The organism is Pseudomonas sp. H3_E07 (assembly GCF_054668895.1).
In genome coordinates this window covers 4,444,768-4,456,663 of sequence record NZ_CP162795.1, presented here as the reverse complement: position 1 = coordinate 4,456,663, position 11,896 = coordinate 4,444,768, and the positions used below count along the sequence as shown (strand labels likewise).

Annotated in this window: 11 protein-coding genes; 4 read left to right on the top strand and 7 right to left on the bottom strand. The window is 60.9% G+C overall.

Annotated elements, in window-relative coordinates; translation table 11 throughout:
* Positions 1 to 24 precede the first annotated feature (24 nt).
* Positions 25 to 1,098 carry an AI-2E family transporter gene (locus tag AB4O08_RS20475; protein WP_010208663.1) on the bottom strand — a complete coding sequence of 358 codons (1,074 nt, stop codon included), beginning with the start codon at positions 1,096 to 1,098 and terminating at the stop codon, positions 25 to 27.
* 31 nt (positions 1,099 to 1,129) lie between these two features.
* A complete protein-coding gene (locus AB4O08_RS20470) occupies positions 1,130 to 2,170 on the bottom strand; it encodes a DUF2066 domain-containing protein (protein ID WP_010208662.1) in 1,041 nt (346 codons plus the stop codon).
* Between the two features lie 355 nt (positions 2,171 to 2,525).
* Between AB4O08_RS20470 and purM the strand changes: the two genes are divergently transcribed.
* From purM to AB4O08_RS20450, 4 genes are all read left to right on the top strand, one after another.
* Complete coding sequence (purM, locus tag AB4O08_RS20465) at positions 2,526 to 3,584, top strand: phosphoribosylformylglycinamidine cyclo-ligase (RefSeq protein ID WP_010208661.1); 1,059 nt, start codon at positions 2,526 to 2,528, stop codon at positions 3,582 to 3,584.
* Positions 3,584 to 4,234 carry a phosphoribosylglycinamide formyltransferase gene (purN, locus tag AB4O08_RS20460; RefSeq protein ID WP_042571878.1) on the top strand — a complete coding sequence of 217 codons (651 nt, stop codon included), beginning with the start codon at positions 3,584 to 3,586 and terminating at the stop codon, positions 4,232 to 4,234. The genes purM and purN overlap by 1 nt, the downstream gene beginning before the upstream one ends.
* An 8-nt stretch (positions 4,235 to 4,242) precedes the next feature.
* Positions 4,243 to 4,956 (top strand): DUF3108 domain-containing protein, encoded by a 714-nt coding sequence (locus AB4O08_RS20455; RefSeq protein ID WP_010208658.1) that lies wholly within the window; start codon positions 4,243 to 4,245, stop codon positions 4,954 to 4,956.
* Positions 4,957 to 5,333: 377 nt separating this feature from the next.
* A complete protein-coding gene (locus AB4O08_RS20450) occupies positions 5,334 to 5,522 on the top strand; it encodes a hypothetical protein (RefSeq protein WP_010208657.1) in 189 nt (62 codons plus the stop codon).
* A 141-nt stretch (positions 5,523 to 5,663) separates the two neighbouring features.
* On the opposite strand, the gene AB4O08_RS20445 is transcribed toward AB4O08_RS20450, so the two are convergent.
* The 5 genes from AB4O08_RS20445 to cysM all read right to left on the bottom strand — a co-directional run bounded on the left by AB4O08_RS20445 (position 5,664) and on the right by cysM (position 11,838).
* Positions 5,664 to 6,209, bottom strand: coding sequence for a DUF2058 domain-containing protein (locus AB4O08_RS20445; protein ID WP_021490865.1), 546 nt, complete (start codon positions 6,207 to 6,209; stop codon positions 5,664 to 5,666).
* A 25-nt stretch (positions 6,210 to 6,234) separates the two neighbouring features.
* A complete protein-coding gene (gene mazG / locus AB4O08_RS20440; RefSeq protein ID WP_010208655.1) occupies positions 6,235 to 7,068 on the bottom strand; it encodes a nucleoside triphosphate pyrophosphohydrolase in 834 nt (277 codons plus the stop codon).
* A 152-nt stretch (positions 7,069 to 7,220) separates the two neighbouring features.
* Positions 7,221 to 9,464, bottom strand: a complete 2,244-nt coding sequence (relA, locus tag AB4O08_RS20435; protein ID WP_021490867.1) for a GTP diphosphokinase — start codon at positions 9,462 to 9,464, stop codon at positions 7,221 to 7,223.
* A 119-nt stretch (positions 9,465 to 9,583) separates the two neighbouring features.
* Positions 9,584 to 10,936, bottom strand: a complete 1,353-nt coding sequence (gene rlmD, locus AB4O08_RS20430; RefSeq protein WP_047540381.1) for a 23S rRNA (uracil(1939)-C(5))-methyltransferase RlmD — start codon at positions 10,934 to 10,936, stop codon at positions 9,584 to 9,586.
* Complete coding sequence (gene cysM / locus AB4O08_RS20425) at positions 10,936 to 11,838, bottom strand: cysteine synthase CysM (RefSeq protein ID WP_021490869.1); 903 nt, start codon at positions 11,836 to 11,838, stop codon at positions 10,936 to 10,938. The genes rlmD and cysM overlap by 1 nt, the downstream gene beginning before the upstream one ends.
* Between the last annotated feature and the right edge of the window lie 58 nt (positions 11,839 to 11,896).

Here is an 11,896-nt window from a genome sequence, read left to right as displayed (position 1 = left end):
CGATTTTTTCTTGTGATGACAAAGTTACAGATCCGGGTCTTCAACCCCTGTATACACATCCGAATCCTTGTACAAATCGTGCACATGGCGCACCAGCACCATGATCACTGCCGCCACCGGCAGCGCCAGCAAGATCCCCGTAAAGCCAAACAGCTCACCGCCCGCCAGGATCGCAAAGATCACTGCCACCGGGTGCAGGCCAATCCGATCGCCGACCAGCAGCGGCGTCAGGACCATGCCTTCCAGAGCCTGGCCGACCATGAACACGGCCACGATGCCCAACATTGGGTACAAGTCACCACCAAACTGGAACAGCCCGGCCACCAGTGCCGCGCCGATACCAATCACGAAGCCCATATAGGGCACGATCGCAGCCAGGCCGGCGATCAGGCCAATCAGCAGGCCCAATTCCAGGCCGATGGCCATCAAGCCAGCCGCATAGATGATCCCCAGGGCCAACATCACCAGCAATTGGCCACGCACGAAGGCGCCCAATACCTCGTGGCACTCTTCGGCGAGGGAGACGATGCGTTCCTCACGGTCACGCGGCAGCAGGCTGCGGATCTTGGCCATCATGAGGTCCCAGTCGCGCAGCAGGTAGAACGCGACCACCGGGATCAGTACCAGATTGGTCAGCCAACCGATCAGCGCCAGGCTGGACGCAGTGGCTTGGCTTAGTACAACGCCGACGATATCGGTGGTCTGCCCCATGTGCTCGCTGATCGCGGCCTTGACCTTGTCGAACTTCCAGAAGCCATCCGCCAATCCCAGCTTGGCCTGGGCCCATGGCATCGCCGTGTGCTGCAGCCAATCGAGCATCTGCGGCGCCAGCTCATAGAGTCGGAACAGCTGCTTGGCCAGCATCGGCACCAGTACCAGCACCAGCGCCGTGATGATCAGGGTAAACAGCGCGAACACCGCCACCACGCCCCAGGTACGCGACAGCCCGGCCTTCTCCAGACGATCCACCACCGGATCGAAGAGATAGGCCAGCAGCAACGCGACCAGGAACGGCGTCAGGATCGAATGCAGCAAGAATACAAAGACGCACAGCAGGACAATCCCGCCAAGCCACACCCAACGACGCGTATCCGCCATAAACCACTCCATCTATATAAAGAAGAAACTGCTACCAACGAAAACGCAATTGCGCCTGAGGCTCGGGTGCCATTGCCGGTTGCGCGCCATCCACTGCCGATTGCTGGACCGGCGCCTCACCCGCAGGAATCTCCTGCAACTTGGCCAGGCTCAACTGGGTGCGCAACTGATCGGCACTGCCGTTGACGCGGTACACGATGCGATTGCCATCCACTGACTGCGGCTGACCGCCAAAAGGCTCCAGCAGATGACCCAGTGCAGCATAACGCTCCAGGGTCATGCCCTGTACTTCCAGCAACTGTTCGGTGCTCACGCCGGGCTTGACCGCGAAGCGCGGCGCGAGCTTCTGGCTCACCGCCAGCATCACCGCATCGGCCACGGCGCCGGTGTCGGCCCCTTGAACCGTGCCCTGCTCGCTCTTGTCGCCCAGCCACAAGCGCCATTTGGCTTGCCATTGACTGCCTTCCTGGCGCGCATGCACGGCCAGCAAGGCATCGGCGCCGTAACGCTCGGAGGCGGTGCGCAGCGGCGTAGCGTCGGCACTTTCCAGGTTCGGCGCGGTAGCGACCACCTGCTCATCCAGGTCGCCCAGCGGCAGGCGCAACGGCAAGCCACGGTGTTGCGCAGCACGGCGCAACGCTTGGGCGACGGTCTGGCCATCGCCAACGAGGCTGCTGCCTTCGGTGGAGTCGTTCAGCCACCAGCCTAGAATCGACGGTCGATTGCTGCCCCAGATCGACAAGCCGGCTTCACGCAGGACGCGATCGGTGCTCACCGGGTCGAAATCCACTTGCAGGCTTTCCGGCGGGCCGGCGTCATAGCCGTACTGGCTGATGATTTGTTGCGGATCTTTACGAACGGCCGCCAGGCCCGGGCCGTCGGCGGCCTTGGCGTCGCCGGTCAGGCGGATCACCAGGGTCTGCACGGCGCGCTGGGTGGCCTGGTCGCGCTCCTGGGGCGACTGGCTGCTGACGGGTTCAAGTACTTGATAAAGGCCATTGAGGGTTTCGGCATGACTCGCCAGGCTGAGCAACGACAAGCAGCCTACAAAGAAGAATTTACACAGACGCATGGAAGATTCCCGAACGACAAATTTAGCGGCTGCAACAGACCGCGTGGATCCGGTTTGCCAAGGCTGTGACCATGGCGACCGGTAAAACATTCACAAGGCCTCGGCAGTTTTTGTACTGTCATAACGATAGCGGGTTAAAGGCTATACCTTAATACACGCCAAAGCAGAGCCGATTAGCATTTTTTTAACCGGCTTTTTTTGCCTATATGGCCCTGCCCGTCGGCCCGAGGATGGCCGCTGCCCCTCAAGCCTGATAAAATCGCGCGCCTTCGCAGACCGTCAACGGCTGGGCCTTTTACCAAAAGCGCCTGCCCGCTCGGTCGTTACCCCTGAATCCCCCCTAAAGGCCTGGATCATGAGCAAGCAACCCTCCCTGAGCTACAAGGACGCCGGTGTAGACATCGACGCCGGTGAAGCATTGGTCGAACGCATCAAGAGCGTCGCCAAGCGCACTGCGCGCCCCGAAGTCATGGGCGGCCTGGGCGGTTTTGGCGCCCTCTGCGAAATCCCGGCCGGCTACAAGCAGCCTGTACTGGTTTCCGGTACCGACGGCGTGGGCACCAAGCTGCGCCTGGCACTGAACCTGAACAAGCACGACACCATTGGCATCGACCTGGTTGCCATGTGCGTCAATGACCTGGTGGTGTGCGGCGCAGAGCCCTTGTTCTTCCTGGACTACTACGCCACCGGCAAACTGAACGTGGACACCGCTGCACAAGTGGTTACCGGCATCGGCGCCGGCTGCGAACTGTCGGGTTGCTCCCTGGTCGGCGGCGAAACCGCTGAAATGCCAGGCATGTACGAAGGCGAAGACTACGACCTGGCCGGCTTCTGCGTCGGCGTCGTGGAAAAAGCCGAAATCATCGACGGCTCCAAGGTTGCCGCCGGTGACGCCCTGCTGGCCCTGCCCTCTTCCGGTCCGCACTCCAACGGTTACTCGCTGATCCGCAAGATCATCGAAGTGTCCGGCGCCGAGATCGAGAACACTCAGCTCGACGGTAAGCCGCTCACCGACCTGCTGATGGCCCCGACCCGCATCTACGTCAAGCCATTGCTCAAGCTGATCAAGGACACTGGCGCGGTCAAAGCCATGGCCCACATCACCGGCGGCGGCCTGCTGGACAACATCCCGCGCGTCCTGCCAAAAGGCGCCCAGGCGATCGTCGACGTGGCCAGCTGGCAGCGTCCTGCGGTATTCGACTGGCTGCAAGAGAAAGGCAACGTCGACGAAACCGAAATGCACCGCGTACTGAACTGCGGCGTGGGCATGGTCATCTGCGTGGCTCAAGAGCACGTTGAAACCGCGCTGAATGTACTGCGTGAAGCCGGCGAGCAGCCTTGGGTCATCGGCCAGATCGCTACCGCCCCTGAAGGCGCGGCCCAGGTTGAACTGAAGAACCTCAAGGCTCACTGATGCCTCAGACCTGTGATGTCGTGGTGCTGCTTTCCGGCACCGGCAGTAACTTGCAGGCCTTGATCGACAGCACGCGCACCGGCGACAGCCCGGTGCGCATCGCTGCGGTGATCTCCAACCGCAGCGATGCCTACGGCCTGCAACGCGCCAGGGACGCGGGTATCGACACCCGCGCCTTGGATCACAAGGCTTTCGAAGGCCGCGAGGCCTTCGACAGCGCCTTGATCGAACTGATCGACGCCTTCAACCCCAAACTCGTGGTACTTGCCGGCTTCATGCGCATCCTCAGCGCTGATTTCGTGCGGCATTACGAAGGGCGCCTGCTCAATATCCACCCGTCCCTGCTGCCCAAATACAAGGGCATGCACACGCACCAGCGTGCGCTCGACGCCGGCGACAGCGAGCACGGCTGCAGCGTGCACTTTGTCACCGAGGAACTCGATGGCGGGCCTCTGGTCGTACAGGCAGTGGTTCCGGTAGAGTCTGACGACTCGGCGCAGACACTTGCGCAACGGGTTCATACCCAGGAACACAGGATTTACCCGCTGGCCGTTCGCTGGTTTGCCGAGGGACGGTTGATTCTTGGTGACCAGGGTGCATTATTGGACGGTCAGTTACTCGCGGCCAGCGGCCACTTGATTCGAACCTAGGAGATTTTATGCGTCGCGCCTTGCTCTTCGCTTTTGCTCTGTTTGCCTTGCCTGCCGTGCAAGCAGCAGATTTACATCCATTCTCCGCCAGCTATACCGCCGACTGGAAACAGTTGCCCATGAGTGGCTCGGCAGAACGCAGCCTGACCAAGAACAGCGACGGCACCTGGACCTTGAACTTCAAGGCTTCGATGATGATCGCCAGCCTGACCGAAACCAGTGTGATCCTGTTTGACAAGGACACCCTGCAACCGAAGAGCTACACCTTCGAGCGCGGCGGTCTGGGCAAGGCAAAGAAGATCAACCTGGACTTCGATCAAACCGCCAAGAAAGTCACCGGTTTTGAGAACAAAGACCCAGTCAACGTGCCCCTGCAAAGCAGCATGCTCGACAAGTCGACCTACCAGTTGGCCCTGCAGCGCGATGTGGCTGCCGGCAAGAAGAGCATGAGCTACAACGTGGTGGAAGGCACTGACGTCGACACCTACGACTTCCGCGTGATCGGCCCGGAAAAGGTCCAGACCAAGGTGGGATCCATCGACGCGATCAAGGTAGAGCGCGTGCGTGACCCGACTCAGAGCAAGCGCATCACCCAGATGTGGTTTGCCAAGGACCAGGGCGGCATTCTGGTTGCCCTGCGTCAGGTGGAAACCGACGGTAAGGAATACAACATCATGCTGCAGGACGGCACCGTTGACGGTAAGGCTGTCAAAGGTAGCTGATGCGCTGGTGAATCAAAAAAGAGCCTCGCGGAATGCGGGGCTTTTTTTCGTCTGCTCGTTTTGTTTTGAAGCTTCTCGCGCTATCGCAGGCAAGCCAGCTTCCACATTTGGAATGCTTTTCAAAAGGTGGGAGCTGGCTTGCCTGCGATAGCGGCGGCTCAATCAATAGAGGCTGAAGCCTTACGCCAACATGAAACTTTTGTCATAAAACTCAGCACCCTGCGACGCAATGTCACGGTTTTCGCGGCCTGCAGCACTGTTGCGTTTTCCGCAATGAATTGTTGCACGAAAAGTCGGTTTACTTAGCAAGCTAACAAATCATATAACAAAGGCCTGCGACGACTTGCCGCAGATCCACCAGAGATTGGAGCAAGCAGATGACTGTAAAAGTAACTGAACGCGACGACGAACATATGTCCCACGAAGCACTGGGCCATGGGATTCACATCTGGGATGTACACCAACAAGACCTGTTGGTCGGCATGTTTCACAACGAGAGCGACGCTCATAATTATAAAAACGAGCTCGAAGCCCTTGAGATGAGACGCCAGGCGCAAGGCTCCTGAGACTCTGAAATTGTGCAGAGGCCGGGCCCACGCAGCTGGGCCCCTGCAAAAACAAACCCCGCCTTTTGAGCGGGGTTTGTGTTTTTCGCACTGCTACGCAGCGCAGGGCAAGCGTACTCACCCTCCTTCAGGCCTACAGCTTTACCACATCAGATCATCCGGGATCTGGTAGGCCGCGTACGGATCATCCTCATCCGGCACCTGGCTTTCCGTCAGGATATTGAGCTGCACGATACGCTCTGGTGCGCGCTCCTGGATCTTCAGTGCTGCCTCGCGCGGGATCACCTCGTAGCTGCCGCCGTGGTGCACGATGGCCAGGGAGCCGTTGCTCAGCTTGTTGCGCATCAACGTGTTGACCGACAGGCGCTTGACCTTCTTGTCATCCACGAAGTTGTAGTAGTCCTCGGTGGTCAGCTTGGGCAGGCGCGAGGTCTCGATCAGTTGCTTGACCTGGGCGGTGCGGGCCTTGGCTTCGGCTTTTTCCTGCTGTTGGCGGTTCAGTTCCTGGTCGCGTTTGACCTTCTCGGCCTGCGCTTCGGCCGCCAGGCGGGCCTGGGTGTCATCCGCCTCGATCTGGCCTTTGTGGACCAGGCGCTGCTGCTTCTGTTTCTCTTTGCCGACCTGCTTGGCCTGCTTTTGGTTGACCAGACCTGCTTTGAGCAACTGGTCGCGAAGGGAAAGGCTCATGGTGCTTACTCACTTAGGCAACTGCTCAACCGCAGCTGGACACATTCTTTTCCTGACGTTTGGCTTCGCCCCACAGGGCGTCCATCGTTTCGAGGGTGCAATCTTCTATGGATTGGTGCGTATCGCGCAATGCCTGTTCGATAAATCGGAAGCGACGTTCGAACTTGGCATTGGCGCCACGCAGCGCGGTTTCCGGGTCGACCTTGAGATGACGGGCCAGGTTGACTGCCGCGAACAGCAGGTCGCCGACCTCATCGGCAATGGCCACCGAATCGTTGTCGGCCATGGCTTCGAGCACTTCATCCAGTTCTTCGCGCACGTTGTCCACCACCGGCAAGGCGCAGGGCCAATCGAAGCCGACCTGGCTGGCACGCTTCTGTAATTTGGCGGCGCGGGACAGGGACGGCAGCGCCGTGGGCACATCGTCCAGCAAGGAAAGCTGCTCCGGCGCGTCGGACTTTTCCGACCGTTCCTCGGCTTTGATCTGCTCCCAGCGCTCCTTCACCTGTTCTTCACTCAACTGCGGGATATCCAGCGGTGCATACAGATCACCGGTTGGAAACACATGGGGATGGCGACGGATCAGCTTGCGCGTAATGCTGTCGATCACCCCGGCAAATTCGAAGCGCCCTTCTTCCCGCGCCAGTTGGCTGTAATACACCACTTGGAACAACAGGTCGCCCAACTCGCCTTGCAGGTGATCGAAGTCACCGCGCTCGATGGCGTCGGCGACTTCGTAGGCTTCTTCCAACGTGTGCGGGACGATGGTGGCGTAGGTTTGCTTGATGTCCCACGGGCACCCGTACTTCGGGTCGCGCAGGCGGCTCATCAGGTGCAGCAGGTCATCCAGTGAATACATCATTCTACTTCCGATCAGGTATGAACACCGCCGATCAACGGTGGGAGGGGCTTGCCCCCGATTGCGGTGCGTCAACCAAGAATCTGGTACCTGACACTCCGCTTTCGGGGGCAAGCCCCCTCCCACCGTTCAGACTGTGTTCATCCAGATGTTCATGGGGTACGGTTGCGGCGTGTCTCGATGATGTTCGGCAACTGGGAGATCCGCCCCAGCAACCGTCCCAACGCGTCCAGCCCCGGAATCTCGATGGTCAGGGACATCAACGCAGTGTTGTCCTCTTTGTTCGAGCGGGTGTTGACCGCCAGCACGTTGATCCGCTCGTTGAGCAGCACTTGCGACACATCCCGCAGCAAACCGGAACGGTCATAGGCGCGAATGATGATATCCACCGGGTAGGTGAGCACCGGCACCGGGCCCCAGCTCACCTGGATGATCCGCTCCGGTTCACGCCCGCCCAATTGCAGCACCGAGGCGCAGTCCTGGCGGTGAATGCTCACGCCGCGGCCCTGGGTGATGTAACCGACAATGGCGTCGCCCGGCAGCGGCTGGCAGCAGCCGGCGATTTGCGTCATCAGGTTGCCCACGCCCTGGATCTGGATATCGCCGCGCTTGCCAGGCTTGTAGCCGGTGGCCTTGCGTGGAATCAGTTCCAACTGTTCGCTGCCACGTTCCGGCTCGACCAGTTGCTGGGCCAGGTTGACCAATTGCGCCAGGCGCAAATCGCCAGCGCCGAGGGCGGCGAACATGTCTTCGGCGATCTTCATGTTGGCTTTCTCGGCCAACTTGTCGAAGTCCACCTGAGGCAGGCCGAGACGCCCCAATTCGCGTTCAAGCAAGGTTTTGCCGGCGGCGACGTTCTGGTCGCGCGCCTGCAATTTGAACCAGTGGACGATCTTCGCCCGCGCCCGCGACGTGGTGATGTAGCCCAGGTTCGGGTTCAGCCAGTCGCGGCTCGGCGTACCGTGCTTGCTGGTAATGATTTCGACCTGTTCACCGGTCTGCAGGCTGTAGTTGAGCGGCACGATGCGCCCGTTGATCTTGGCACCCCGGCAGTTGTGACCGATCTCGGTGTGAACGCGGTAGGCGAAGTCCAGCGGCGTCGCGCCCTTCGGTAAGTCGATGGCATGGCCGTCAGGGGTGAAGATGTAGACCCGATCAGGCTCGATATCCACGCGCAGCTGTTCGGCCAGGCCACCAATGTCGCCCAGTTCTTCGTGCCATTCCAGCACTTGACGCAGCCAGGAGATTTTCTCCTCGTACTGGTTGGACCCGGCCTTGACGTCGGTGCCCTTGTAGCGCCAGTGCGCGCACACACCCAACTCCGCCTCTTCGTGCATGGCGTGGGTGCGGATCTGCACTTCCAGCACCTTGCCCTCGGGGCCGATCACCGCGGTGTGCAGCGAGCGATAGCCGTTTTCCTTGGGGTTGGCGATGTAGTCGTCAAACTCCTTGGGAATATGCCGCCACAAGGTGTGGACGATACCCAGCGCGGTGTAGCAGTCGCGCATTTCCGGCACCAGCACGCGCACGGCGCGCACATCGTAGATCTGGCTGAACGCCAGGCCCTTGCGCTGCATTTTGCGCCAGATGGAATAGATGTGCTTGGCACGGCCGCTGATGTCGGCTTCGACACCGGTGGCCTGCAGCTCGGAGCGCAACTGGTTCATCACGTCGGTGATGAAGCGCTCACGGTCGAGCCGCCGTTCGTGCAGCAGCGTGGCGATCTGCTTGTATTGATCGGGTTCAAGGTAGCGGAAGGACAAGTCCTCCAGCTCCCACTTGATATGGCCGATACCCAGACGATGCGCCAGCGGTGCATAGATGTCGAAGACTTCGCGGGCAACGCGGTTGCGCTTCTCGTCGTCGGCGGTTTTCACCGCACGGATTGCGCAGGTACGCTCAGCCAGCTTGATCAGGGCGACGCGGACGTCGTCGACCATCGCCACCAGCATCTTGCGCAGGTTCTCGACCTGGCCCTGAGTGCCCAGCACCATGGACTGACGCGGGCTGAGGCTGGCGCTGATCGCAGCCATGCGCAGCACGCCGTCGATCAGCTTGGCCACCACGGAGCCGAAACGCTGGCCCACGGTCGCCAACTGAATATGCCCTTCCCGCACGCCGCGATACAGCACGGCGGCGATCAGTGAATCCTGGTCCAGCTTGAGATCGGCGAGGATCTCGGCGATTTCCAACCCGGTGCGAAAGCTTGAAGTGCCTTCGGCCCAGAGGTTCTTGGAAGCATTGTCTTGCTGCTCAGACTCGCGAGCGAACTCGCAGGCTGCTTTCAAGGCTTCACGGTCCAGTGCCGGGTCGACACTGATGGCATGATCCAGCCATGCCTCGAGATTGATACTGCCGTCGGTGTTGATCGGCTGGTGTGCTCTCACCTGTACCATCTTGCTTACCTTCCCTACGACGCACCTTCGATGCGCCAGAATTCATCGCCGACCTTCTACTGCTCCCTGGCAGATCACAGGCCCTGGAGACGACAGGCCGGTCGGATTAAACGGGCATCCTAGCCCGCTTCAAATAACGCCATGGCCTCGACATGCGCGGTTTGCGGAAACATGTCGAGGATCCCGGCACGTTTTAGCCGGTAGCCTTGCTTGACCAACTCAACCGTGTCCCGCGCCAGCGTGGCCGGATTGCAGGACACATACACCAGACGCTTGGCTCCCAGGGTCGCGAGCTTGCGCACAACCTCCAGGGCACCATCACGGGGTGGGTCCAAGAGTACCGCAGAAAAGCCTTGTTTGGCCCATTCCGCGTCAGTCAAAGGCTGGGACAAATCAGCCTGAAAAAACTGCACATTATGCAAATCGTTGCTGACGGCGTTGACGGCCGCCCGCTCCACCATGGTCTGCACCCCCTCCACCGCCACCACTTCACGCACCTGGCGCGCCAGTGGCAGGGCGAAGTTGCCCAGGCCGCAAAACAGGTCCAGCACCCGTTCATCGGGTTGTGGCGCCAGCCATTCCAAGGCCTGGGCAACCATCGCTTCATTGACCCCGGCATTGACCTGGACAAAATCTCCGGGCCGGTAAGCCAGCTCCAGATCCCAGTGACTCAGGCGAAACCCGAGCACCGAATCGGCCTCAACCGGTTCCGGCTGGCCCTCGCCATGCAGCCACAATTGGGCTTCATGGAAGGCGCAGAATTCTTTCAGCACCTGCAGGTCCGCTTCCGACAGCTGCGCCATATGGCGCAGCAACACGGCGACGGACGTACCACTGAACAACTCCACATGCCCCAGCGCCTGAGGTTTGCTCAAGCGACGCAGCATGTTGGGCAGGCGCTGCATGATCGGCTGCAAGGCCTGTACCAGCACCGGGCATTCGTCGATGGCGACGATGTCCTGACTAGCCACCGCGCGGAAACCCACTTCCAGCTGTTTCGTCTTGGCGTCCCAGCGCACGGCCACGCGGGCGCGGCGACGGTAACCGAATTCCGGCCCGCTCAACGGCGCGGCCCACTCCTGCGGTTCGACACCCGCCACGCGGGACAGTTGCTCGGCAAGCATGCGCTGTTTCAGGGCAAGTTGTTCGCCGTGGGGCAAGTGCTGCACGCTGCAACCGCCGCAGCGCCCGAAATGCGCGCACGGTGCCGGACGGCGTAATTCGCTGGCACTGAACACCCGCTCGGTGCGCGCCTCGACGATCTTGCCATGGGTGCCCAGCACCCGTGCTTCGACTTCTTCGCCCGCCAGCGCGCCGTTCACGAACCAGGTGCGACCTTCAAAGAACACGATGCCTCGGCCGTCGTTGGCCAGGCGCTCGATGGTCAGGCGCTGTTTCTTGCCCACAGGGATCTGCGGAGCGCGGCTGCCGCCCGTCGGTTGGAAGCGCAGGCCTCTCTCGTGCTTGGCCATCAGTTAGGTTCGTCGAAGATGCCGGTCGACAGGTAACGGTCGCCTCGGTCACAGATGATCGCGACGATCACCGCGTTTTCCACCTCTTTGGACAAGCGCAACATACCCGCCACCGCGCCACCGGAAGACACGCCGCAGAAGATGCCTTCTTCACGGGCCAGGCGGCGGGTGGTGTCTTCGGCCTCGCGCTGCGCCATATCAATGATGCGGTCGACGCGGCTCGAGTTGTAGATCTTCGGCAGATACTCTTCGGGCCAACGACGGATACCTGGGATGGCCGAGCCTTCCATCGGTTGCAGGCCGACGATCTGGATGGCCGGGTTCTGCTCCTTGAGGTAGCGCGAGTTGCCCATGATGGTGCCGGTGGTGCCCATGGAGCTGACGAAATGAGTGATGGTGCCCTGGGTCTGGCGCCAAATTTCCGGGCCGGTGCTGGTGTAGTGCGCCTCGGGGTTGTCACCGTTGGCGAACTGGTCCAGCACCAGGCCGCGGCCTTCGGCAGCCATGCGTTCAGCCAGATCGCGCGCACCTTCCATGCCGTCTTCCTGGGTGACCAGGATCAGTTGGGCACCGTAGGCGGTCATCGCCGCTTTGCGTTCGGCGCTGCCGTTGTCGGGCATGATCAGGATCATCTTGTAACCCTTGATCGCGGCGGCCATGGCCAGGGCGATGCCGGTGTTACCCGAGGTGGCTTCGATCAAGGTGTCGCCGGGTTTGATCTGCCCGCGCAGCTCCGCACGGGTGATCATCGACAGCGCCGGGCGGTCCTTCACTGAACCGGCCGGGTTGTTCCCTTCGAGCTTGAGCAGCAGGGTGTTGCTGGTGTCTCCCGCCATGCGTTGCAAGCGGACCAGGGGCGTGTTGCCGACGCAATCGGCGATTGTAGGGTACTGCAAGGTCATGGCGTATTCGCAATCCAGACTGCGGGGGCGAACATCATACCGGGAAAGGCCGGCGGGC